The organism is Lysinibacillus sp. LK3 (assembly GCF_001043675.1).
Taxonomy (GTDB): domain Bacteria; phylum Bacillota; class Bacilli; order Bacillales_A; family Planococcaceae; genus Lysinibacillus; species Lysinibacillus capsici.
In genome coordinates, this window is sequence record NZ_LDUJ01000021.1 from 1 (window position 1) to 24,104 (window position 24,104).

Annotated in this window: 19 protein-coding genes, 6 tRNA genes and 1 rRNA gene; 24 read left to right on the forward strand and 2 right to left on the reverse strand. The window is 37.1% G+C overall.

Annotated elements, in window-relative coordinates; all coding sequences use genetic code 11:
- Positions 1-164 precede the first annotated feature (164 nt).
- Positions 165-280, forward strand: a 5S ribosomal RNA gene (gene rrf, locus VK91_RS14965).
- 115 nt (positions 281-395) lie between these two features.
- Here rrf and mbcS read toward each other — a convergent pair.
- Entirely contained in the window at positions 396-1,982 is a 1,587-nt protein-coding gene (mbcS, locus tag VK91_RS14970) for an acyl-CoA synthetase MbcS (RefSeq protein WP_048393927.1), read from the reverse strand.
- A 269-nt stretch (positions 1,983-2,251) separates the two neighbouring features.
- Between mbcS and VK91_RS14975 the strand changes: the two genes are divergently transcribed.
- The 16 genes from VK91_RS14975 to VK91_RS15055 all read left to right on the forward strand — a co-directional run bounded on the left by VK91_RS14975 (position 2,252) and on the right by VK91_RS15055 (position 14,045).
- Positions 2,252-2,328: transfer RNA gene (locus tag VK91_RS14975), tRNA-Asn, on the forward strand.
- Positions 2,329-2,446: 118 nt separating this feature from the next.
- Positions 2,447-2,521 (forward strand) — tRNA-Glu (locus VK91_RS14980).
- A gap of 55 nt (positions 2,522-2,576) precedes the next feature.
- A tRNA-Val gene (locus VK91_RS14985) sits at positions 2,577-2,652 on the forward strand.
- Between the two features lie 18 nt (positions 2,653-2,670).
- Positions 2,671-2,754: transfer RNA gene (locus VK91_RS14990), tRNA-Tyr, on the forward strand.
- A gap of 14 nt (positions 2,755-2,768) precedes the next feature.
- Positions 2,769-2,843: transfer RNA gene (locus VK91_RS14995), tRNA-Gln, on the forward strand.
- A gap of 13 nt (positions 2,844-2,856) precedes the next feature.
- Positions 2,857-2,929: transfer RNA gene (locus VK91_RS15000), tRNA-Lys, on the forward strand.
- Positions 2,930-3,114: 185 nt separating this feature from the next.
- Positions 3,115-4,020: an arginase gene (rocF, locus tag VK91_RS15005; RefSeq protein ID WP_004225412.1), complete on the forward strand. Its 906-nt coding sequence runs from the start codon at positions 3,115-3,117 to the stop codon at positions 4,018-4,020.
- Positions 4,021-4,153: 133 nt separating this feature from the next.
- Positions 4,154-4,717 (forward strand): RNA polymerase sigma factor SigW, encoded by a 564-nt coding sequence (gene sigW, locus VK91_RS15010; RefSeq protein WP_004225410.1) that lies wholly within the window; start codon positions 4,154-4,156, stop codon positions 4,715-4,717.
- Positions 4,718-4,730: 13 nt separating this feature from the next.
- Positions 4,731-5,357: an anti-sigma factor gene (locus VK91_RS15015; protein WP_009370547.1), complete on the forward strand. Its 627-nt coding sequence runs from the start codon at positions 4,731-4,733 to the stop codon at positions 5,355-5,357.
- A 149-nt stretch (positions 5,358-5,506) separates the two neighbouring features.
- Complete coding sequence (gene cdaA, locus VK91_RS15020; protein ID WP_009370548.1) at positions 5,507-6,343, forward strand: diadenylate cyclase CdaA; 837 nt, start codon at positions 5,507-5,509, stop codon at positions 6,341-6,343.
- Positions 6,336-7,412, forward strand: a complete 1,077-nt coding sequence (locus VK91_RS15025) for a YbbR-like domain-containing protein (protein ID WP_048393928.1) — start codon at positions 6,336-6,338, stop codon at positions 7,410-7,412. Before cdaA ends, VK91_RS15025 begins: the two co-directional genes overlap by 8 nt.
- A gap of 214 nt (positions 7,413-7,626) precedes the next feature.
- Entirely contained in the window at positions 7,627-8,979 is a 1,353-nt protein-coding gene (glmM, locus tag VK91_RS15030; protein ID WP_048393930.1) for a phosphoglucosamine mutase, read from the forward strand.
- Positions 8,980-9,106: 127 nt separating this feature from the next.
- A complete protein-coding gene (locus VK91_RS15035; RefSeq protein ID WP_016995286.1) occupies positions 9,107-9,622 on the forward strand; it encodes a type 1 glutamine amidotransferase domain-containing protein in 516 nt (171 codons plus the stop codon).
- Between the two features lie 594 nt (positions 9,623-10,216).
- Positions 10,217-12,019: a glutamine--fructose-6-phosphate transaminase (isomerizing) gene (glmS, locus tag VK91_RS15040; RefSeq protein ID WP_048393931.1), complete on the forward strand. Its 1,803-nt coding sequence runs from the start codon at positions 10,217-10,219 to the stop codon at positions 12,017-12,019.
- A gap of 165 nt (positions 12,020-12,184) precedes the next feature.
- Positions 12,185-12,601: a hypothetical protein gene (locus VK91_RS15045; RefSeq protein ID WP_048393932.1), complete on the forward strand. Its 417-nt coding sequence runs from the start codon at positions 12,185-12,187 to the stop codon at positions 12,599-12,601.
- A gap of 679 nt (positions 12,602-13,280) precedes the next feature.
- Entirely contained in the window at positions 13,281-14,045 is a 765-nt protein-coding gene (locus VK91_RS15055; protein WP_048393938.1) for an SDR family oxidoreductase, read from the forward strand.
- A gap of 248 nt (positions 14,046-14,293) precedes the next feature.
- Here VK91_RS15055 and VK91_RS15060 read toward each other — a convergent pair whose 3' ends face one another.
- The gene (locus tag VK91_RS15060; protein WP_048393940.1) at positions 14,294-14,548 is read right to left on the reverse strand and encodes a GlsB/YeaQ/YmgE family stress response membrane protein; all 255 of its coding nucleotides are present in this window, start codon (positions 14,546-14,548) and stop codon (positions 14,294-14,296) included.
- A 606-nt stretch (positions 14,549-15,154) separates the two neighbouring features.
- Between VK91_RS15060 and VK91_RS15065 the strand changes: the two genes are divergently transcribed.
- The 7 genes from VK91_RS15065 to VK91_RS15095 all read left to right on the forward strand — a co-directional run bounded on the left by VK91_RS15065 (position 15,155) and on the right by VK91_RS15095 (position 24,010).
- Positions 15,155-16,744, forward strand: a complete 1,590-nt coding sequence (locus tag VK91_RS15065; RefSeq protein WP_048393941.1) for a sensor histidine kinase — start codon at positions 15,155-15,157, stop codon at positions 16,742-16,744.
- Positions 16,745-16,855: 111 nt separating this feature from the next.
- Entirely contained in the window at positions 16,856-17,533 is a 678-nt protein-coding gene (locus tag VK91_RS15070; protein WP_048393942.1) for a response regulator, read from the forward strand.
- 39 nt (positions 17,534-17,572) lie between these two features.
- Positions 17,573-18,532, forward strand: coding sequence for a tripartite tricarboxylate transporter substrate binding protein (locus VK91_RS15075; RefSeq protein WP_048393944.1), 960 nt, complete (start codon positions 17,573-17,575; stop codon positions 18,530-18,532).
- 328 nt (positions 18,533-18,860) lie between these two features.
- Positions 18,861-20,153, forward strand: coding sequence for a CitMHS family transporter (locus tag VK91_RS15080; RefSeq protein ID WP_048393945.1), 1,293 nt, complete (start codon positions 18,861-18,863; stop codon positions 20,151-20,153).
- Between the two features lie 268 nt (positions 20,154-20,421).
- The gene (locus VK91_RS15085) at positions 20,422-20,910 is read left to right on the forward strand and encodes a VOC family protein (protein ID WP_048393946.1); all 489 of its coding nucleotides are present in this window, start codon (positions 20,422-20,424) and stop codon (positions 20,908-20,910) included.
- A gap of 301 nt (positions 20,911-21,211) precedes the next feature.
- Positions 21,212-22,204, forward strand: coding sequence for an ABC transporter substrate-binding protein (locus tag VK91_RS15090; RefSeq protein ID WP_048393947.1), 993 nt, complete (start codon positions 21,212-21,214; stop codon positions 22,202-22,204).
- A 135-nt stretch (positions 22,205-22,339) separates the two neighbouring features.
- Entirely contained in the window at positions 22,340-24,010 is a 1,671-nt protein-coding gene (locus tag VK91_RS15095) for a helix-turn-helix domain-containing protein (protein WP_048393948.1), read from the forward strand.
- Positions 24,011-24,104: the final 94 nt, after the last annotated feature.

The following is a 24,104-nucleotide window of genomic DNA, read 5'->3' on the forward strand; positions in this document are numbered from 1 at the left end:
TTATCCAGTTTTGAAAGAACAATTCTTTCAACAAAAAAGAGAGCTTCAAGACACAAGTAGTACAAGGAAGCAAACGAGTGATTGAAGGAGCGTACTTCTGTACGTGACTGATTGAACGAGAGCAGCTGACGCAGTAATACGCCGTGTATTGGAGGTCGCATAAGTCTAGTGATAATGGCAAAGAGGTCACACCCGTTCCCATACCGAACACGGAAGTTAAGCTCTTTAGCGCCGATGGTAGTTGGGGGCTTCCCCCTGTGAGAGTAGGACGTCGCTAGGCGCAAAAAGTCGCTACTGATACACTCAGTAGTGGCTTTTTTTTGAGCCGATTATTTATTTATAAATACATAAAAGAAGGCATCCTCAATGGGTGCCTTCTTGTTTTGATACTTAACTTAATGCGTATGAACTGTAGTAGCTCGTAGTTCGATACGGCGAATTTTCCCTGATGTCGTTTTTGGTAACTCATCAAGAAAGACGATACTACGAGGGTATTTATAAGGGGCTGTTAACGCTTTTACATGCTCCTGTAGCTCCTTTGTTAACTCCTCTTCATTACATTCTTTGAAGCCTTCTCGTAAGATAACAAATGCCTTTACAATATGCCCCCTAATTTCATCTGGCGCAGCTACAACTGCACATTCTTGTACAGCTTCATGTTTGTTTAATGCATCTTCAACTTCAAATGGTCCGATCGTATAACCAGATGAAATAATAATGTCATCTCCACGACCTTCAAACCAGAAGTAACCGTCTTCATCACATTTTGCTTGATCACCTGTAATATACCAATCCCCACGAAATGCAGCTTGTGTGCGCTCTGGTTCTTTATAATATTCTTTAAATAAAGCTGGTGAAGATTTGTGAACAGCAATATCACCAACTTCTCCAACTGGCGCTTCATTCCCTTCATTGTCGATAATACGTACAATATTACCTGGAGTTGGAACACCCATAGATCCAGGACGTAATTCTGTGTTTTCGAGTGTACCAATTAATAATGTGTTTTCTGTTTGTCCATAGCCGTCACGTACTTTTAGTCCAAAATGATTCATAAATGTTTCGATAACTGGACGATTTAAAGGCTCACCAGCAGAAACGGCACTACGTAGAGATGATAGATTGTAGTCTTGTAAATTATCGATTTTCGCCATAATTCGGTATTCAGTCGGTGTACAACATAGAACATTAACTTTTTCATCCTGCATTAATTGAAGATAGGTTTTTGCATCGAATCCACCATGATAGACAAATGCAGTAGCACCGAGCATGATTGTGGATAAAAAAGGACTCCATATCCACTTTTGCCAACCAGGAGCAGCTGTTGCCCACACGAGGTCTCCTTCACGTACACAAAGCCATTTTGAAGCTGCAGTTCTAATATGTGCATATCCCCAGCCATGTGAATGAACAACGCCTTTAGGTTTACCAGTTGTACCAGATGTATAAGAAAGGAATGCCATGTCATCACGTGTAGTAGCTACGGCTGTAAATGTAGCTGGCTGGCTGCTTGCTAATTCATCTAAAGAAGTCCAATCTCCTTTCGCAGCACCGATCACTAGTTTATTTTTCAATGCGTCTACAGAAGAAGCAATTTGATCAACTTCACTAGTAAAAGCCTCATAAGCAATAACTGCACTAGCAGAAGAATGTTCCATCCGATATTCTAAATCGCTTGCACGTAGCATCTCTGAACATGAAATGGGTACGATACCAGCCTTTAAGCAGCCTAGAAAAACGAAATAGGCTTCTGGAAGTCGAGGAATAATAACTAATACACGATCACCTTTTTGAAGCCCCTTCTCCGTAAAAGCGTTTGCGTATTGATTCATTTTTTGGTTAAGCTCCAAATAAGAAACTGTACGTCTCTCTTGTTGTGTATTTAACCAACGTATTGCTTGGCGATCACTATCTTGCGAAAATTTTTCTAATTCCTCTGTGATGTTATAAAATTCAGGTGCAATTAAATCATTTGATACCATCTTGAACATCCTCCCCCAGAAAATTTGATAGAAAATTCATAAAACTATTTTTATTTTAACAATTACAATAATATACAGCAAGAATATTTAGTACGTTAAATAGAAATATTAGAATTAATAGAGAACTATTATGCTTTCAAACGAATATAGGAGGATACTTCGACAAAAAATATAAAAATTTTCACAAAATGTGTTGCATTATTTATAATGCTTGCTATAATAATAAATGTACTTAAGAGGTTGTCTAAAACCAAAGTGAATAGCATTGTTCCGAAGTAGCTCAGTTGGTAGTAGCACCTGACTGTTAATCAGGTTGTCGCAGGTTCGAGTCCTGCCTTCGGAGCCATTTTTTTGTCCTTTTTTCAAATGCTATGCTATAATACATAAAAAAATTTGTGGAAAAGCATTGCAATTATTAATAAAAAATGTTATTATAATTCTTGTCTTGTTTGAGACGTAATATTGGCCCCTTGGTCAAGTGGTTAAGACACCGCCCTTTCACGGCGGTAACACGGGTTCGAATCCCGTAGGGGTCACCATTTAAAACATAGGCTTTATAAAGAATATAAACTGTGATATAACACCTGTTTCTATGGAGGATTAGCTCAGCTGGGAGAGCATCTGCCTTACAAGCAGAGGGTCGGCGGTTCGAGCCCGTCATCCTCCACCATTCTTATTGTGTTATTTCGGAGGGGTAGCGAAGTGGCTAAACGCGGCGGACTGTAAATCCGCTCCTTAGGGTTCGGCGGTTCGAATCCGTCCCCCTCCACCAGTTTTATAAATGATTGGGGTATAGCCAAGCGGTAAGGCAACGGATTTTGATTCCGTCATGCCTAGGTTCGAATCCTAGTACCCCAGCCATTTTTTCTTTTATGAGCCATTAGCTCAGTTGGTAGAGCATCTGACTTTTAATCAGAGGGTCGAAGGTTCGAGTCCTTCATGGCTCACTTTTTTAGAATGAAAATTATTCAAAAGTGTTATATTAACTACAGATAACTAATCTCTTGCTGAAAACAGTAGGAGATTTTTTTATGTTATTTATAAATGAATAAATATACAACTTTTTGTCGAGTTGAGCCAAGTGGTATGTAGGCTTTACAATAATCTTATAACTTTTAGGGGGTATAAAAACATGAATAAACTTAATATTTCTATTATTGGAGTACCAACAGATTACGGACAAACACGCCGTGGGGTAGATATGGGACCAAGTGCTATTCGATATGCAGGTATTGTTGAACGTTTAGAGGCTATCGGACACGATGTACAGGATCAAGGGGATATTCGTGTTAGTCAAAAGCTTGCTGACGGAGCTGTGGATGAAAAATTACTAAATTTAGAGGAAGTTGTAGATGTTAGTACTGCATTAGCAAATAGTGTGCATGAAGTAGTGGAACAAAAGAAATTCCCACTCGTATTTGGTGGAGACCATAGCATTGCTATTGGAACATTAGCTGGATTAGGTGAACATTACAAAAATCTCGGTGTTATCTGGTATGACGCTCATGCAGATTTAAATACACCTGAAACAACACCTTCAGGCAATATACATGGGATGCCGTTAGCCGTTAGTATTGGGCTAGGACATGAACGTTTAGTGCAAATTCGCAACTATGCTCCAAAAATTAAGCCAGAAAACGTGATTATAATTGGAGCTCGTTCAGTAGACCCAGGAGAACGTGAATTGATACGTCAACAAGGAATTAAAGTATATACAATGCATGAAATCGACCGACTTGGCATGACACGTGTGATGGAAGATGCACTTGCTTATTTAAAGGAACGAAATGTTGATGGCTTACATTTATCACTTGATTTAGACGGATTAGATCCACTTTATACGCCAGGTGTGGGTACACCAGTTCCAGGCGGAATTACGTACCGAGAAAGCCATTTAGCAATGGAAATGTTACAAGAATCAGGCATGGTAACTTCAGCAGAGTTTGTAGAGGTAAATCCTATATTAGATGAAAAGAATACAACAGCAAATGTGGCTGTTGCATTAATGGGATCTTTATTTGGCGAAACACTAGTTTAAAGAAAATTTGACAAAAAATTGCCTGTTGCCACATTGCATAAAAATCTTTTGCTATAATTGAATTAAAACGAAACTTTTCTTATTGGTGCTTCGTATAGTATAAGACAGTTGTAAAGGTGGAGAAGTCAACACAATGGATGCGTTAGTAAATAAGAGAATAAAACAAGTGCTTAAAGGCGATCAAAACGCATTTGCCGATATTGTGAGTCTCTATCAGCACAAACTGTACCAAGTATGCTATCGAATGTTAGGCAACAAACAAGAGTCTGAAGACATTGCTCAAGAGGCTTTTGTGCGAGCTTATATGAACTTGCATACATTTGATCAGAAAAGAAAGTTTTCAACGTGGCTTTATCGCATAGCGACAAACCTCTGCATTGACCGTATTCGAAAAAAGAAACCGGATTATTATTTAGATGCAGAAGTAGCTGGTACAGAAGGGCTTGATATGTATTCGCAAATCGCAGCAGATGACCAGCTACCAGAGGAGCAGTTAGAACAAATGGAGCTGCAAGATCGCATTCAATATGAAATTGGACGATTGCCGGATAAATACCGTTCGGTTATAGTATTGAAATATATAGAAGAGTTATCGTTACAAGAGATTAGCGAGATTTTAGATATGCCGCTTGGAACGGTGAAAACGAGGATTCACCGCGGACGTGAGGCATTACGTAAGCAATTAAACAATCTGTAGGAGGGGGAGCGTCATGAATACTTGTCCAGAGCATATTATAGACTATATGCATGATTATTTAGACGGTGACATTAGTCGTGAGCATGAGCAAGAGTTGAAACAACACTTGCATACATGTAATGATTGTAAACAGTTGATGCAAGAATTGAGTGAAACAATCGCCTTTGTGAAGAGTGCTTCCCACATTACAGCGCCTCCGAGTTTTGAAGCAGCAGTTATGGCTCGTTTACCAAAACCAAAAAGTCGAGTAGGTATACAAAAATGGATTCGCCGGCATCCGTTCTTTGTGGCAGCAGCAGTATTTTGCTTATTCATGAGTGCTACATTATTGGGTAGCTTCATGGATGACCAGCATTTCTCGGTGACCAAGCAACCTAATTTAGTTGTGGATGGTCAAACAGTGATTGTCCCTGAAGGAGAAGTGGTAAAAGGCGATATTGTTGTGAAAAATGGCGATTTGATTGTTGAAGGTGAAGTTGATGGCAACGTCACAGTAATCAACGGGCAATATATGGCATCTTCAGCGGTAGTTTCAGGGAGAATCGAAGAAATTGACGAAGTATTTGAATGGTTATGGTATACAATTAAAAATTCTGTTAAGACAGCCATGACATTTGAGGAAAAAGAAGAAACTAAATAACACTCTATACGTCCTAAAAAATAGTGCACGTGAGAGGCTGAAAGGTCTACTCTTCTGAGTAGACTTTTTATTTGAAAAAAGTTACATTTGATAAGAATGTGATATACTTGAATGTGTATGGATTCGTAATGAAAAGTGGGGGATGCCACGTGCAAATTATCGAACATTTCACGGATTTAACACCTGTGAATATTGTTATTAACTTCATTGATGTACTGCTCGTTTGGTACGTTGTTTATAAAGTCTTAACCCTCATTAAAGGTACGAAGGCTGTCCAATTACTTAAGGGAATATTCGTCATTATTATTGCACGAATTGCAACAGACCTTTTAGGGTTACAAACACTTGGCTGGATGCTACAACAAGTTATTGAGTTTGGTTTCCTAGCGATTATTATTATTTTCCAACCTGAAATCAGACGTGGTTTAGAACAAATTGGACGAGGAAAGCTATTCCAACGTTCATCAAGTCAAGAAGAAGAAGAACAAACAAGACTTATTGAGGCTATGAAGAAGTCTGTAAGTTATATGGCTAAACGTCGAATAGGTGCGTTAATTTCTATTGAAAAAGAAACAGGTCTTAATGAATATATTGAAACAGGTATAGGGCTAAATGCTGAAATTTCATCAGAATTACTGATTAATATCTTTATACCAAATACCCCGCTACATGATGGGGCTGTTATTATGCAAAAAGATAAAGTTACAGCAGCGGCTTGTTATTTACCTTTATCTGAAAGCCCATTTATTTCAAAAGAGTTAGGGACACGCCACCGTGCTGCTCTTGGCTTAAGTGAAGTTACAGATGCTATTACAATTGTTGTGTCAGAAGAAACAGGCGCAATTAGTATAACATTAAATGGTAATCTCCATCGAAATCTATCTCTAGAGGAGTTTGAAACATTATTAAGAAAAATGTGGTTCGGATCAGTACAAGAATCAAATGCATCCTCTAAGTTGACTTGGAGGGGGAAAAAGAATGGATAAAATGATGGATAGCCCTTGGGTACTTAGAATCATCGCGCTATTTTTAGCGTTTTTGCTTTTTTTCTCAGTGCGTACTGAGTTGTCACCTTTAAATAAAGCTACCTCAAATGAACAAACGGATGTTATTCGTGATGTTCCAGTGGATGTTTATTACGATAATGAGAATCTTATTGTGACAGGTTTACCTGAAACTGTGGATGTAACGATAGAAGGTCCGATGGCATTGGTTTTAAAAGCAAAGGGAGCTAAGGATTTTTCTATATTTGCGGATTTGAGCAATTTATTGCTGGGAGAGCATGATGTAAAACTGCAATACGAAAATATTTCAGAAAAGTTAAAGGTGACATTAGACCCTGCAACTGTTCATGTGAATATTGAGGAAAAGGTCACGCAGGAGTTCCGAGTGGACCCTGAAATGAACAAACGTTTAATCGAAGAAGGTTTTATCTTAAAAGAAATGACGGCCAACCCGCCAACTGTTTATGTAACAGGTGCAAAAAGTGCTATTGAAAGCATTAGTTATGTAAAAGCAACTGTTACAGGAGAGCAGGGCTTGAAGCAATCATTCACGCAGGAAGCAGCTGTAAAAGTATTAGATAGAGATTTAAATAAGTTAGACGTGACTATTGAACCTGAAATTGTGAAAGTTCAAGTAGATATAGCGGAGTATAGTCGAGAGATCCCAGTTGTCCTTAAGGAAACAGGGCAAGCTGCCGAAGACATTACCATTAACTCATTAACATTTACACCGAAAATGATCAAAGTGTATGGTAGAAAATCAATTATTGACAGTTTAACATCCATTCCAATAACAGTTGACCTGTCAAAAATTACTGAGTCCAAAACTTATGAATTTGATGTAAAATTACCAGATGGTGTGACAAAAATATCTGACAAGAAAATAAAGGTGAAGGCAGATATTACAAAGGTTGAACAAGAAGAACAGCAGAAAACACCAGCTTCTACAGAGGAAACGCCACCTCCAACTGAAGAACCTGATGTGACAGATGAGAGTACTACAACTGATAAAAATACGTCAACTGAGGAATCGGAAGATATTGATTCTTAAACAATATGTGACTATAATTTTATTTTGATTCTAAATCAAAAATCCAATCAGGTTTGTAATTCAGGTTTCATCAAACAAACTGGCAGAGTGGAATATTAATAATTACCAATGAAATGAACAAAAGCAGACTTTTCCAAAAGTAAGCGGACAAGTGTCTAATGCTTGATAGAAACTCACTAGGCACTGTCTTGCATTGAAGGAGAGAATAAGTAGAATGGGTAAATATTTTGGAACAGATGGCGTCCGTGGCGTCGCGAATAGTGAATTAACACCAGAATTTGCATTTAAACTTGGTCGTATAGGCGGCTATGTTTTAACAAAAGATGCAACTGACCGTCCAAAGGTTTTAATTGGTCGTGACACACGTATTTCAGGCGAGATGCTTGAAGGTGCACTTGTGGCTGGTCTTTTATCAATTGGGGTAGAGGTAATGCGTCTGGGTATTATTTCAACACCAGGTGTGGCATACCTTACTCGAATTATGAGCGCAGATGCAGGCGTCATGATTTCAGCTTCACATAACCCAGTTGCAGATAACGGTATTAAATTTTTCGGTCCTGATGGCTTTAAGCTAACAGATGCACAGGAAGCGGAAATTGAAGCGTTAATTGATGCGCAAGAGGATACATTACCACGTCCTATAGGAGCAGATTTAGGATCTGTAAGTGACTATTTCGAAGGTGGTCAAAAATATATTCAATACTTAAAGCAAACAGTGGATGAAGAATTTGATGGTATCCATGTAGCGCTTGATTGTGCACATGGTGCAACTTCATCTTTAGCTACACATTTATTTGCTGATTTAGAAGCTGACATTTCTACAATGGGTGCTTCTCCAACTGGCTTAAATATCAATGATGGTGTAGGCTCAACACATCCAGAAGGACTAGCTAAATTTGTTACTGAAAAAGGTGCAGATGTTGGTTTAGCCTTTGATGGCGATGGAGACCGTTTAATTGCTGTAGATGAAAACGGAAAAATTGTTGACGGTGACCAAATTATGTTTATCATTGGTAAGCATTTAAATGCGGTAGGGCGTTTAAAGAAGCAAACAATTGTTTCAACAGTAATGAGCAATATGGGCTTCTATAAAGCTGTGGCTGACAATGGTATGTATAGTGTACAAACAGCTGTAGGTGATCGTTATGTTGTGGAAGAAATGCGTGCGAATGAATACAATTTAGGTGGCGAGCAATCAGGGCATATCGTCTTTCTAGATTTTAATACAACAGGTGATGGCTTACTGACAGGAATTCAGCTTGTCAACATTATGAAAGCGACGGGTAAAAAGCTTTCAGAACTTGCAGCTGAAATGAAAATCTACCCTCAGCGTCTTGTCAATGTGCGTGTAACAGATAAGCATGCTGTGACTGATAATGCGAAAGTAGCTGCAGTAATTGCAGAGGTAGAAGCTGAAATGGCTGGAAATGGTCGTGTTTTAGTACGTCCTTCAGGTACAGAGCCATTAGTACGTGTCATGGTGGAAGCAGCAACAGAAACGGATTGCGAGCGTTTTGTAGAACGTATTGCAGATGTTGTACGTGTAGAAATGGGCCTAACAGAATAAGAAATAGAGTGTAAACCCGATTTCTGTAAACAGGAAATCGGGTTTACTTATTTGAAAGGAATGTTTTAAATAAGCGAGATGGGGAACAGTAATTAGGAGTCACAATAACAAGGAGTGTTTAATTGATATGGCTAAAATTGCTACAGTTATAACAGATATGTTTGAGGACATTGAGTTTACAAGCCCTAAGGAAGCTTTAGAATCAGCTGGGCATCAGCTTGTAACAATTGATACTGAAGCGGGTAAGGAAATTAAGGGTAAGCATGGAGAGTCAGTGAAAATTGATAAAGGCATTGATGAAGTAAAAGCTACTGATTACGATGCGTTATTTATTCCAGGTGGTTTTTCTCCTGATATATTACGTGCGGATGATCGTGTAGTAGCATTTGTAAAGTCCTTTATGGATGAAATGAAGCCTACCTTTGCCATTTGTCATGGACCACAACTTCTCATTACTGCAAAGACATTAAATGGTCGTGACGCCACAGGCTATAAATCCATTCAAGTGGATTTAGAAAATGCAGGTGCAAACTTCCATGATGAAGAGGTATTTGTCTGTCAAAAGCAGCTTGTAACAAGTAGAACGCCAGACGATCTTCCTGCGTTTAATAGAGAAATCGTTAAATTATTAGACAGTAAATAAAGGATAGGCACAAGCATTTTAAATGCTTGTGCCTATTTTGTATTACAATGCTTATCAAAGTGCTTATATATCGCTTTGTCTACATATTTGTCACGAAAAAGCCTTAGGACTAGGTGTTTTTTATAACGAAAATTTGACGGATAGCATATGATTGAGTATGATGGAGAAGTTGAAGATGAGGTCCGACCTTATCCTTTAACGAGCGCCTAAGGAGGGAAGAAAGCGCAAAATCGGAAAACAATTATAGCGCCTGAGCTGAAGAAATCGGACGAAAAGATCTTCAGCAGACGAGGTGGAGGTTTATCGAAAATTCGGCGGATGCCTCCCAATCGACATACCCGATTGTCATTTCCCATTTTGAAAGCATTTGAGTGATTGAATGTACAGAAAATGGAGAAGGTATTGTAAAAGCAATAGATAAATAGATGAAGCTTCACATATCGAAGATCTCTATTCAGTTGGCTGAGTAGCTTGTGTGTATTGGAGTGCTTTATTTTTATAAAAATAAAGCTTCGCTTATACATTCAAAAAAATCGATAGGATGAGGCCTAGTTTGTCATTGCATTAAATTGACATTATCGGAGGACGAGAATTATGTGTGGAATTGTAGGATATATTGGTGAATCAGATGCAAAGGAAATTCTATTAAAAGGCTTAGAAAAGCTAGAGTACCGTGGTTATGATTCAGCGGGTATTGCAGTACGTAACGAGGAAGGCGTAACGGTTTTCAAAGAAAAAGGGCGTATTGCAGATTTACGAGAAGCGGTAGATGAAGATGTTGCTGCGAAAATTGGTATTGGTCATACACGTTGGGCAACACATGGTGTGCCAAATCGTTTAAATGCTCACCCACATCAAAGTGCATCAGGACGCTTTACACTTGTGCATAATGGGGTTATTGAAAACTATCACTTATTGCAAAAAACATATTTAAAGGGCATTCCAATGAAATCTGATACAGATACAGAGGTTATTGTGCAATTAGTAGAGTTATTTGTGAAAGATGGCCTAAGCACTGCAGACGCCTTCCGTAAAACATTATCTCTATTACATGGCTCCTATGCACTGGCACTATTAGATGCAGAGGCAGCAGATACAATCTTTGTAGCAAAAAATAAATCACCACTTCTAGTAGGAATTGGTGAAGGTTTCAATGTTGTTGCGTCAGATGCAATGGCGATGCTACAGGTAACAGATCAATACGTAGAGCTTCACGATAAAGAGGTAGTTATCGTACACAAAGCAAGTGTGGAAATTACAAAATTAGATGGTACTGTAGTAGAGCGTGCACCATATACTGCTGAGCTTGATATGAGTGATATTGAAAAAGGCACATATCCACACTATATGTTAAAAGAAATGGATGAGCAGCCTACAGTTATTCGTAAAATCATTCAAGCATATGAAGGTGACAACGGTGATTTAACGATTGATGCGGAGATTTTAGAAGCCTTACGAGCAGCAGATCGTTTATATATTATTGCAGCGGGCACAAGCTATCATGCGGGTCTTATCGGTAAACAATATTTCGAAAAAATGGCCGGTATCCCTGTAGAAGTGCATATTTCTAGTGAATTTGGCTATAACATGCCATTACTTTCAGAAAGACCATTATTTATCTTCATTACACAATCAGGAGAAACAGCAGATAGTCGTCAAGTACTTGTAAAAATTAAAGAGTTGGGCTATCCAACATTAACGATCACAAATGTACCTGGCTCTACGTTATCACGTGAAGCTGACCATACATTGTTATTACATGCAGGTCCAGAAATTGCTGTAGCTTCTACAAAAGCTTATGTGGCACAAGTAGCAGTACTTGCATTAGCAGCCTATGTGACAGCAAAGGCAAATGGCAAAGGCTTAGAATTTGATTTAAAACAAGAGCTTGCGATTGCCGCTAATGGCATCCAAACAATTATTGATTCAAAAGATGTGCTAGAAGACATTGCAGAAGATTACTTGAAAATTGCACGCAACGCATTCTTCATTGGCCGTAATATGGACTTCTATGTCAGCCTTGAAGGTGCCTTAAAACTAAAAGAAATTTCGTACATCCAAGCAGAAGGCTTTGCTGGTGGAGAACTGAAGCACGGAACAATTGCCTTAATCGAAGAAGGTACACCTGTGTTTGCGCTTGTCACACAAGCTTCAGTAGGATTAAACATCCGTGGTAATGTCAAAGAAGTAGCGGCTCGTGGTGCATATCCATGTATTATCGCAATGGCAGGCGTTGATGAAGATGGCGACCGTTTAGTCATTCCACATGTTCATGAATTACTAACACCGCTTGTATCAGTAGTACCTTTACAATTAATTAGCTACTATGCTGCACTTCACCGCCGCTGTGATGTAGATAAACCACGTAACCTAGCTAAATCGGTAACTGTTGAGTAAGAACAAAAATTAGATTTAATTGTGATGTATCCTGACAATAAAGTTGTTACATTTACAATAGAGTCATTTAAAAACAAATAAAGTTGTTTAAAGTTTGAACACTAAACATCGGTACGCTTATAATTAAAATAAGCGTACCGATGTTTTTATTTTGGAGGAATAAAGATGAGTTTAGATGAAAAACTTAAGGTTTTAGAAATCGATCCATCATTAAAAGATAAAATCAAATCAATACCGTATGAAGCAGAGTATTTGTCTGCCGATGAATTTGATGAAAATACAAAAGAATTGAAAATCATTGATTTAGATGAATTAGTTGGTATGTGCCGAACAGATGCAGATAGAGTGAGTAATTGGCTAGAGGCGTTGGAGATATTAGTTAATAAAGGAATAAATTTTTCTAAATACAAAAGTAAAGAGCAGTTTGAAAAATTTATTTTAAGTGACCCGTATATTGGATATCCCTTGGTAACGGTTTTAAACAATAAATACTATATCCAAGGAGAAGGTAAACATCGATTAACGATTGCTAAATGTTTAGGTTTAAAGAAAGCGAAAGTTGTTGTTATATATCCTAAATAAAAGGATGTGATATTGTGCCAAAACGCCAAACAGGTTGGACAGAAGCAAAGATAGCCCGTTATGTAAAAGAGGGGCGCGGGCTACATATCGATTACCAACTGAGACCTTTCTAAATTGGAAGGAAACAAGACAAGAATACTTTTCTGTTCATCGTGAACTAGAAAAAATACTAGCAAAATCAGAACTTGAAGATTTGTATAGACCAATTCCCGATGACAATCCATTAGTGCTTGAACTGAAGAGTTTAGCAATGCACAATGCATATCATATTGGGCAAATTTGTATTCCTCAGTAAAATGCAAGGAGCCTGGGCAGGGAAACGCAGCTTTTAAAAAAGCTTCATTAGGTTTACAGTTATTCCATTGACGGGCGCAATTGTTGAACAACATAGCTGAAAAATGATCAAACTTTTTTATAAAAATCATACTTATCTATAAAGAGTACCTTCATTTTGATCAATCTTTATTCCAAAGCCATGTGTTTTGGGTTTTAAATAAAGTCATACCGTTTGTAAATAAATTACACCATTTTACCCCTTTGGATACTATTATTCTAAAGGGGTGTTTTTATCCATAACGAAACACTCCTTGAAACCGAATAGGAGAGCAACATTTCAAATAAAGTCCCTTGATATAATTCTCTATGTAATCTAACTATGTTTGAACAAGGAGATGGAAGCATGGGTAAGTTAACAGGCAAAATCGCTTTAGTTACAGGATCAAGTCGAGGAATTGGCCGCAGTATTGCATTGCGTCTGGCACAAGAGGGAGCCTTTGTCGTCATTCATTATGGGAAAAGACGTACTGAGGCAGAAGCAGTTGTTCACCAGATCGAACAAAGCGGAGGAAATGCTTTGGCGATTGGTGCTGACCTTAGTACTCTAGATGGTATTCAAGATTTATTTACTACTTTGGATGATACTATTCGGGATTATATGGGCGGTTGCGGATTCGATATTCTTGTCAACAATGCTGGAATTGGTCAAATTATCAGTTTAGAAGAGACGACAGAGGAATCATTTGACGAGGTAATGAAGATAAATGTTAAAGCACCACTTTTTGTTACTCAGCAAGCTTTACCACGTTTAAAAGATGGGGGGCGTATTATTAATATTTCATCTTTTGTGACACGTGCAGCTTCACCAAGTGTCTTCACGTACAGTATGTCCAAAGGTGCAATCGACACGTTTACGCGTCTTCTAGCCAAACAACTAGGGAGCCGGAATATTACGGTAAACGCCATCCAGCCTGGGATTATTAATACAGAAATGAATGCTAAGACTTTGAAAAACCTTGATGGACAAAAATATGCGGCTGGTCTTTCAATTTTCAACAGATGGGGAGAGCCCGGGGATGTGGCAGATATTGCCGCCTTTCTTGCTTCATCAGACAGCCGTTGGGTAACTGGTCAATTGCTCGATGCAAGTGGAGGATCACATCTATAGAACATTAATTATCAAGCTTTGTATGGCATAGTCCTCCTCAATCAGGCGCTATTGTTGTATAGGCTGTTCTGTTCTTCTTGAATTCACGGAGCAGAGGATTGTTAAGTTAATTAAAAACAAAGTAAAAGCGGTCCTCCACAGATATGATGTGGAAGGCCGCTTTTTTGTTATAAGCACAGTCACCATTTATTATTGGTTACATCTGATTCACTTAATCGTATAGTAATAGATTAAGAGATCTATTTAGCTTACGAAGCACTACGCAATGATTTCAGAATTAAACTCAAAATGAAAACTAGTATAATTGCTCCAATGAGGGCAGGGAAGATATAGAAATCTGAAATTTTAGGACCCCAACTTCCAAGAAGCATACCACCAATCCATGCGCCGATAATACCTGCAATAATATTACCAATAATTCCACCTGGGATATCTTTACCCAAAATTATACCTGCAAGCCAACCGATAAGCCCGCCAATTATTAAAAACCAAATGAAACTCATACTATCCATCTCCTATTTTGTATTTTAAATATTTTGTTATAGTGTTTTATAACCTTTTTTGAACTCTTTCAAACTATAAGGAGGGAAAAAATAAAAATTTGGGGAAGTTTCAAGGGAGATATCAGACATTGGCGCATTTCTGTAATAAGAGGAGCATCTTTATTTTAATGATAGTAATAAATTCATGTTTATTCTATTTTCATCCTGAACGCCGAAATCCAATATCAAATCACAAGTTTATTTTGACCAAGAATTACAAAATGGAGACTTAGCGTATAAGCATGGATTAACAACAGGACTTTCCTGATGTGTCTATAAGATTTTATTATTGATTTACATAAACCTTCCACCGATTTTTGTGGAAGAATTTTATGCATTCTAAAATTCCTTTAAAATATAGTATAATCTAGAAATTAAGCTGGATTCAAACTAGGTTTTCCTCTGATATTTAGTAAGTTCTTATGATTTTTCTAGTTGAAACAATCATAACAGTCAAATTACCATGAGCTAAGTTATATTCCCTTAAATATGGCAACAAAGGGATTTAAATAAAAGAAGGATGAAAGTTATATGAATTATACTAGTTGAAAAGGGTGAAGGTTAAGTATATTGAACAAAAAAAAGATACCATTACAAACAAAAATATTGAGACTGATTAGCACGTTAATTCTTTTTATTGTTTTTCTGCTCGCCAGTATATTTGCTTATTTACAATATGTCGATGCAAGGACTCAAGTTAAACAATTGGCATTGCAAACGGCTATGACAATCTCTCTTATGCCAGAACTTAAAGAATCCATTGGGAAAAGTGATTTAGAGCTACGTTTTCGTCCAATTGCTGAGCAAGTAATAGATCAGGTAAATGCAGAAAATATTATTATTGAAGATCGGGAGAAGATTATTTATTCGCACAGAAGCCCAAGTCAGGTTGGTCAGAAGAGTTTTGACCATACAAATAATTATGGGTTAATATTTGGTGGTTCTAATAATTTTGAATTGGAACGAGAGAGTGGTTCTGTTTTAATAGGAAAGGTTCCTATCATAGCAGACAATGGAGAATATACTCGTGTAATTGGGACCGTAGCGGTTGAATATGCAGAAAAAGAAATCTTTCAAAATATTTATAAACGAATTAAGTCCATTCTCATTGCTTCTCTAATTGTTTTAATTTTAGGAATCATTGGTGGTATTTTTTTAACCAAAAGTATTAGAAAAGATACTATGGGATTGGAACCGCATGAAATCTCCTCACTATATAGAGAAAGAAGTGCCATTCTGTTATCAGTAAAGGAAGGAATCATTGCAATCGATCAAAAGGGTTTCTTAACCTTAATCAACAATTCTGCTAGTTCAATGTTAAACCTCAAGGATGAATCCTCTATTGGTGAACATATTCAATTTGTCTTACCAGCAATTAATATCGATCATGTATTACAGAAAGGTAAGCCCATTCATAATGTAGAGATATTAATTAATGATAAAGTATTTATTTTTAATTTTATTCCCATTATCGAAAATGAAAAGATTATGGGTGTGGTTTCTAGTTTTCGTGATAAAACGGAGCTTAAAAAGCTTATTGATACGATCACAGAGGTTCGCGCATATTCTGAGGGACTTCGTGCGCAAACGCATGAGTACTCAAATAAACTTTACTTATTATCAGGATTAATCCAATTAGAGAGATATCAGGATGCTTTTGAATTTATACAAAAGGAGTCAGCCAATCACCAACACCAAAACCGAATCCTATTTAATCAAATTCAAGATATAAATGTTCAAGCTATATTATTAGGGAAACTGGGCAATGCATCGGAAAAGAAGATTGCCTTTGAAATTGATCCTGATAGTTATGTAGATGTCTTACCAAGTCACATTGAAATCACGGATATCATCACAATCATTGGAAATCTTATTGATAATGCATTTGATGCCGTAGCCGATCGAAAAGAGAGAAGGGTGTCTTTCTCAATTACAGGAATTGGGAGTGATATCATTATAGAAGTAGCAGATAACGGAAAGGGAATTGCTGAAGATATGTTAGATTTTATATTTGATTTACGTAGTTCATCTAAAGGAAAAAATAGGGGGTACGGTTTATTTAATGTTAAACAAATTGTAGAATCTTTAGGTGGAACAGTAGAAGTAAAAAATGACAAACACGGTGGGGCCATTTTCACGGTATTCCTACCGAAATAATGAAGCTTAATCAATGAGATAATCTATAGTACTACTGATGTTGGAGGTACTTCCCTTTAAGTCGGGTTTCTAAATGTCAGCACAGGGAGATAAAAGAAGGAGAGGGGAAAAATGATTAAGGTTGTCATTGCGGAAGATGATTTTCGTATTGCACAAGTGCAAGAACAGTTTTTGCATAAGGTACCAGATGTAAAGGTTGTTCAGAAGGCATTGAATGCAAAGGAAACGATGGACATACTAGAGAAATATGAAGTTGACTTGCTTTTTTTGGATATCTATATGCCCGATGATCTTGGAACAAATTTGTTAGCAAAAATTCGCGAACATTATCCAACAATCGATATTATTATAGTGACTGCTGCAACAGAAAAAACGATGTTGGAGACGGCAGTTAGATATGGTGTGAGTAACTATTTGTTGAAGCCTGTGACAATGGAGAAATTTGTTGAAGCGGTGGAAGAATATAAAAAAAAGAAAAAACTTCTAAGTCATCGTGATGAGGTCGACCAAACATTGATTAATCAATACTTTGGTGTTGCCAATCAATTGTCCTCATCTCAAAAAGACTTACCTTCAGGTGTTGATCGTCATACTTTAGAAAAAGTGAAAGAGGTAATGAAGGAACTAAAAGGTGGTATTTCCATCGAGGAGATGGGTGAACAAATCGGTGCATCTCGAACAACTGCTAGAAGGTATTTAGAGTTTCTTGTTTCAATTGATGTCTGTACGGCAAAACATGAATATGGAGTTGTTGGAAGGCCTGAGAGGAAATATTACTATAAAGAATAACAACAAGGTTAACTTAAAAATAAGGACAAGGGATGAACAATGAGAAAAAAAATAATGTTTATTTTCGTGCTTGTTGTCATGCTTTGCTTTGGTTGTTCACAAGATGAGGGGCATGAAGCAATAACAGATACAGTAACATTCATTGCCCCAAGCTCTATTGGTGGAGGTTGGGACAAAACAGCAAGAGCCATACAGGATATTTTACTGAGTAACAATTTGATTGATGAGGATATTCATGTACTGAATAAAATAGGTGCTGGTGGAGAGCTAGGATGGAAATATACTAAACAACAAAAAAAACATGTGCTAGCAATGAATTCAAGCTTACTCATTACCAATCATTTGTTGGGGCAAAGTAAGCTAACCTACAAAGATTTTACACCCATTGCCACTTTGGCTACAGAATGGAATGTCGTAATTGTCTCCAAGGATTCAGAAATAAAAAGTGCAAAAGGTTTAATGGAAGAGCTCAAAGAAACACCTCAAGCGTATAAAATAGGAGTTTCTCCTAGATTAGGCAATGATGATCAAATTTCTTTTGTATTAGCGAGTAAACAGGCAGGGGTGCATCCTGAAAAACTAGATTTTTTAGTTTATGAGAATAGTGATGAAGTTGTTGATGCATTATTAAAAAAGCAAATAGATGTGGCAACGATGACTTTGTCCGAGGCTAAAAAATATTATGATTTGAATCAGGTACAATTGCTTGTCATTTCCTCGGAGAAACGTTTAAAGGAGCTCCCAGAAATTCCTACATGGAAGGAAGAGGGAATAGATGTAGTTTTTAAACACTGGCGCGGTATTATGGGACCACCTAATATGTCAAAAAAGGAAATCGAATTTTGGGAGACGACATTTGCAAAAATGGTCAAAACTAAAGAATGGAAACAAACTTTGCAGACGTATATGTGGGAAGATTTTTATATGAACAGTAGAGATACATCTAGATTTCTTGATGATGAAAATAAGAAATATGAGAAATTATTGGAGATTTACTGAGTAAATTTATTCTTATTATGCATAGTAATATATTTGCTTTATTAGGTTGACTATTGAGATCTATGTGTTTTCCTTTCTATCGTCTTATACGATGTTGGAGAGAATACATAGTCCAAAGTTAGCCTCTTTTTTTGTTTATCAAAAATAGACAGGTATACAATGCTTTTCGTGAACAAAATGTACAAAATAGCTATAAAGAAATTAATAAACATTAATTTGTAAACGATTACATTTGGTCGATGTTAATTTATTATAAGGTGTAATATTCGGAAAATTAGTTATTTAACGAATTGATAAATAACTTCACAAAGCATTTGGGGGGAATATTATGCTAGCAATTTTAGGTTTTTTAATGATAATAGTATTTATGATTTTGATTATGACGGGCCGTCTTACAGCAATGATTGCATTAATTGTAGTTCCAATTACGTTCGCAGTTATTGGTGGATTCGGAAGTGAAATGGGACCTATGATGTTGGATGGGATTAAAAGTGTCGCTCCAACAGGGATTATGATTTTATTTGCAATTCTTTTCTTTGGTATTTTGATCGATGCTGGCGTATTTGATCCAATCATTAAAACGATTCTTAGACTAGTAAAAGGGGATCCTGTAAAAATTGCTATCGGAACAGCCGTATTAGCCCTTTTTATTTCTTTAGATGGTGATGGTACGACAACATACATGATTACTATTTCTGCCTTTCTACCGCTTTATAAAAGAATTGGCATGCGACCAATTGTATTAGCTGGTATTGCCGTTTCAGCTTCAGGTGTGATGAACCTTCTACCTTGGGGAGGACCAACAGCAAGAGTTATGACAGCCCTGAATCTGGAAATGTCTGAGGTTTTTACACCAGTGATTCCAGCGATGATTGGCGGGGCTATCTTTGTTCTGTTCATGGCATTTACCCTTGGAAGACAGGAAAAAAAGCGGATTGGTATTATAGAATATGATTATGAAGCGGCAGCTCAGCCTGCTGCAACAGTCGAAGATGACTATTTGAAACGTCCAAAACTGATTATCTTTAACTATACTCTGACAATTGTTCTTTTAGTAGCGTTAATTATGGAGTTATTACCACCTGTTGCATTATTCATGCTTGGTTTTGCGATTGCGATTACTGTAAACTATCCAAAATTGAAAGATCAGAAGGAACGTGTTGCGAATTATGCTGACAATGCATTATCTGTTGTTTCTATGGTTTTTGCAGCTGGGATATTTACAGGCATTCTTTCAGGTACATCAATGGTAGATGCGATGGCAAACTCAGTGATTCATTATATTCCAGATGCAATGGGTTCTCATTTTGCTGTTGTTACAGCCATTCTCAGCGCACCTTTTACATTTTTTATGTCTAATGATGCTTTTTACTATGGAGTACTGCCGTTACTTGCAAAGGCAGGAGCAGTATATGGCATTGATCCAGCCCTAATCGGTAGAGCTTCTCTTTTAGGTATGCCAGTACACCTTCTAAGTCCGCTTGTTCCCTCTACGTATTTATTAGTAGGAATGGTTGGAGAGGATTTCGGAACACTACAACGTATCTTCTTAAAGTGGGCATTCGGTTCTACAATTGTCATGATTATTGTCTGTGTAGTGTTGGGGATTTTCCCCCTTTAAAAGCTACGGTTCATGGGGTGAAAAAGATTACCTAGTAAAAATCCTTTATTTATAAGTGTAAGAGAAGCCTATTTTAATGGGCTTCTTTTTTCTATTCTTATTCGAGTACCCGCCATAAATTAAAAATTGTTTAGAAGGTTTCAGATAGGGGCTTTAAAGCGTTTTTATTCGTAAAAAGGACAATCATCATATACGATAAAAATAATTAAGACTTAGGATTCTGCAATTAAAAAGAAATTATTCAAATAGGAGAAAGGTGGTTTGAAATATGAAAATCCGTAAGATTGACCATGTGGGGATAATCGTCAATGATCTTCCTGCAGCGAAAGCATTTTTTCTTGACTTTGGCCTTGAGGTGTTAGGGGAAGGAAAAGTGGAGGGTGAATGGGTGAAGAGGATGGAGCGGGTAATAGGGCTTCAAGATATAAAAGAGGACGTTGCAAAATTGCGAACGTCAGATAGTGACGCAAATATAGAAATAGTAATGCTGCGAACGCCAGACGGTGAGACGAATATTGAACTAGTAAAATTTAACGCGCCATCAAATGAAATAGGCATCCAGCATCCTTTAGCAAATACTTTGGGTATCCAGCATATTGCCTTCAATGTTGAAGATATTGAAGCCCTCGTTAACAAATTGACAAAGAAGGGCGCAGAACTTATTAGTGACATTTATAGGTACGAAAACGCCTATAAATTATGCTATGTTCGTGGGCCAGAAGGAATTATTTTAGAGCTCACTGAAGAAATCAAATAGAATAGTAATCAACAGCTTGTTAATATGAAAAGAAACCACTGAAATGGTTTCTTTTTTTCTATAGGGAGCTAATACTATTTTCTCTCTTGAGATTCTAATTGATCATATAGTCGAAATAGAATAAAAAAATGAATAATTCTTCACTAAAAAAACCAAAAGGCATTCATAATCCTGATTATTGACATTTATCCAAATAAATTATTGCGTTTTTTTCATTGTTTCGCCCTTTCATAAAATCTATAATAACTCTGTAAATGATAATCATTTTCAATTAAAGGTAAATCTGAAAGGGGCAACAAATATGAAGCAGTATATTGGAAAGCGAATTATACTATGGGGGAGTTTCCTCCTGTTGCTAATGATATTAGCGGCATGTAGTTCTAATGGCAACACATCTGATGCGCAGAAAAAGGAAAACGAGAAAATAACTCAATCTGATGTGAAAGCAGAGGAAAGTGAGTCAACTGTTCAATATACAACGATTACAGGTGAACAGGTTGAAATACCTGCAAATCCAAAACGAGTCGTTTATATTGGTCAGACAATTGGTGATTTCTTGGCGATGGATATTCCGGTTGTTGGTAATAATCTTCCTAAAGATTCTCCTAGTTACTATGAAGGCAAACTTGAAGGGATCGTTGATATTGGTAATCCTGCTGACTTAGAGACGATTTTGACTTTAAAACCTGATTTGATTATTAATGGCTATTACAAGGCGGATCCAAATCTTAATGAAGAATTGTCAAAAATCGCTACTACGATTCCCTTTAATCCTGCTCTTCCTTATACAGAACGAGTAAAAGAGATGGGGAATATCTTAGATAAGCAGGAAGAAGTAGCTCAATTGCTTGCTAAGTTTGAAACAGAGTCTAAAGAAATGTTTGACAAGTTTCAATTAACAGAAGGGGAAACCGCAACAGTTTTCTATCAGCTAGGAAAGACGCTTTATGTTATGGGTGATCGTAGCCTAGGTGCTATTATTTATGGGAAAAATGGCTTTGCTGTCCCACCAGCAGTACAAAAGAATATTATTGATGTAGAAGGGGTATCTTTCCTAGAGGTTTCCGAAGAGGTGCTTCCTGAGTTTGCTGGTGATCATTTGTTTGTAATTGTACAAGAGGATAGTGAAAGTGAAGCAGAAGCTGATCGGCTGCTACAAAGCCCGATATGGGGAACTTTGCCTGCTGTCAAAAAGGGAAAAGTTTATGTTGTTCCTAATGAATGGAATACAGATAATTTATTAGCTTTGAAGCAATTGTTCCAAAAGCTACCAGAGTGGATGCGCAAACAGTAAAAATTGTATCCGTCCAATCAATTTTTAAACCGCTAGTATTCTAAATAGCACATACTCGAACAATCGTTGATAGTGGGTCATTATATGTTACAATGATGATAATGAGAATCATTTTCAATGTTTGGAGAGTTGCTTATGAATCTGACATCCTTATATATTAGACTACAACACTATGATCGATTTCAAGTTGATCGATTAATGTCAGCTACTAGCCATAATGAGGGAATAAATAATCATGAAACAAATTTATGCACATTATTGATAGCACTCAGTCCTGCCATACGACTGTATGTAGACAAAATGGCAATCGATCTACGACAAGGAAGCTGCATGCTCATTTTACCTATACAAAGCTACACGGTAGAGTCAAGTAACAAAGAGGCACAGCTTGCTCGCTTTACCTTTGAAACCTTTGAAGTAGAAGGAATGACTTTGAACCGAATTGCTCATCCACCCCTGCTTCATGGTTATCCCTATCATCTGTTGTTTTCTCAAGTCAAGCAGGTATTAGGAAATGAAGCATCGAACAATAATCAATTTTGTTCCTCTCTATCCACATTAGAAATGGCCATGTTACAAGGTAGACTTCAGCAAATACTAGCTATGATGGTTCAGTTAGATGAACAAGCTAACCAGTTACAGCACGAAGAAAAGACAAAATTGGTTCAACAAACTGTACAGTACATAGAACAGCACTATGATGAGGACTTGACAGTTGAACAATTAGCTAACATGGCTGGAATGGTAAGATGGCAATATAGTCAAAAGTTTAAAATATTGACCGGTAAAAAGCCGACGGATTATTTGACTCATGTACGTATAAACCAGGCAAAAAAAATTCTAAGTAATTCAACTGAGCCATTGAGAAAAATAGCTCGACAAATTGGGTTTAAGGATGAATATTATTTTAGTCGATGCTTTCATAAATTAACCGGAAACACCCCACGTGAATATGCAAACATTCAACTTCATACTCCAGAAAGAACAGTTATCGATTCATTTGGTAGAAAGATTCATGTTCCTAAAGATGCAACACGTATTGTGACTGATGGCAAATTTACACTTGGGGAATTACTTGTTCTAGGCATACCTCCTATAGGGGCGGCCATCTCAATCATGAAAGATAACGTGGTTTATCACAATAAATTAAGGAACATTCATAGTATTGGGCATTGGGTAGATCCGGATAAAATCGCACAGCTGCAGCCAGAGTTATTATTGCTTAGCTATTTTCATCCTGAACATGATTTGCAGAAACTAGATGCGATTGCTCCTACTATTATACTGAATAGCAAGTTTAGTCTATTTGAGCGGTTACGATATATCGCTAAACTATTTGAACGGAGTAAAGCGGCAGAGAAGTGGATTTCTACATATGAGAACAAAGTAAGATTGGTACGTAGGCAATTAGCAGATGTTTATGTTGCTGGGGAGACGGCTACTGTTTATCTCAAGTTAGATACTAAATATTATGTTATGTGTCAGACTGGATTGGCTGCAAGCTTGTATGAATCTCTTGGCTTTCGTCCTACTCCTCAGGTAATGCAGCTAATCGAGCAAGGGCAAGCATGGATAGAAATTCAGCAGCATCAAATAAATCACTATGCTGGAGAGCGTAATTTTATCTTGGCTTCCCCCAAAGAATTACTAACGATTACTTACTGCCCACAAATCGCCACGTTAATCGAGCTTGCTCCTGGTAAGACTCATTTCATAGATTTTATATGGAATCATTGTGATCCCATTACACGTGAACGGTTGTTAGAGGTTCTACCGTCTATTTTTAAGAAGAAAGTTATTCGATAATTAAAAAGTAAAACTCGATCCATTAATTGGATTGAGTTTTTGCCATTAATCGTATAATTGCTCACAAATAAATTTAAAAAATATCCTGATATAA

Bases quoted from the DNA above. Each gene is read 5' to 3' on its own strand.
- VK91_RS15015 (WP_009370547.1), top strand. From the start codon at position 4,731: ATGAATACTTGTCCAGAGCATATTATAGACTATATGCATGATTATTTA.
- VK91_RS15025 (WP_048393928.1), top strand. From the start codon at position 6,336: ATGGATAAAATGATGGATAGCCCTTGGGTACTTAGAATCATCGCGCTA.
- VK91_RS15095 (WP_048393948.1), top strand. From the start codon at position 22,340: ATGAATCTGACATCCTTATATATTAGACTACAACACTATGATCGATTT.
- VK91_RS15045 (WP_048393932.1), top strand. From the start codon at position 12,185: ATGAGTTTAGATGAAAAACTTAAGGTTTTAGAAATCGATCCATCATTA.
- VK91_RS15070 (WP_048393942.1), top strand. From the start codon at position 16,856: ATGATTAAGGTTGTCATTGCGGAAGATGATTTTCGTATTGCACAAGTG.
- rocF (WP_004225412.1), top strand. From the start codon at position 3,115: ATGAATAAACTTAATATTTCTATTATTGGAGTACCAACAGATTACGGA.
- VK91_RS15085 (WP_048393946.1), top strand. From the start codon at position 20,422: ATGAAAATCCGTAAGATTGACCATGTGGGGATAATCGTCAATGATCTT.
- glmM (WP_048393930.1), top strand. From the start codon at position 7,627: ATGGGTAAATATTTTGGAACAGATGGCGTCCGTGGCGTCGCGAATAGT.
- VK91_RS15090 (WP_048393947.1), top strand. From the start codon at position 21,212: ATGAAGCAGTATATTGGAAAGCGAATTATACTATGGGGGAGTTTCCTC.
- sigW (WP_004225410.1), top strand. From the start codon at position 4,154: ATGGATGCGTTAGTAAATAAGAGAATAAAACAAGTGCTTAAAGGCGAT.
- VK91_RS15060 (WP_048393940.1), bottom strand. From the start codon at position 14,548: ATGAGTTTCATTTGGTTTTTAATAATTGGCGGGCTTATCGGTTGGCTT.
- VK91_RS15080 (WP_048393945.1), top strand. From the start codon at position 18,861: ATGCTAGCAATTTTAGGTTTTTTAATGATAATAGTATTTATGATTTTG.
- mbcS (WP_048393927.1), bottom strand. From the start codon at position 1,982: ATGGTATCAAATGATTTAATTGCACCTGAATTTTATAACATCACAGAG.
- VK91_RS15035 (WP_016995286.1), top strand. From the start codon at position 9,107: ATGGCTAAAATTGCTACAGTTATAACAGATATGTTTGAGGACATTGAG.
- glmS (WP_048393931.1), top strand. From the start codon at position 10,217: ATGTGTGGAATTGTAGGATATATTGGTGAATCAGATGCAAAGGAAATT.
- VK91_RS15055 (WP_048393938.1), top strand. From the start codon at position 13,281: ATGGGTAAGTTAACAGGCAAAATCGCTTTAGTTACAGGATCAAGTCGA.
- VK91_RS15075 (WP_048393944.1), top strand. From the start codon at position 17,573: ATGAGAAAAAAAATAATGTTTATTTTCGTGCTTGTTGTCATGCTTTGC.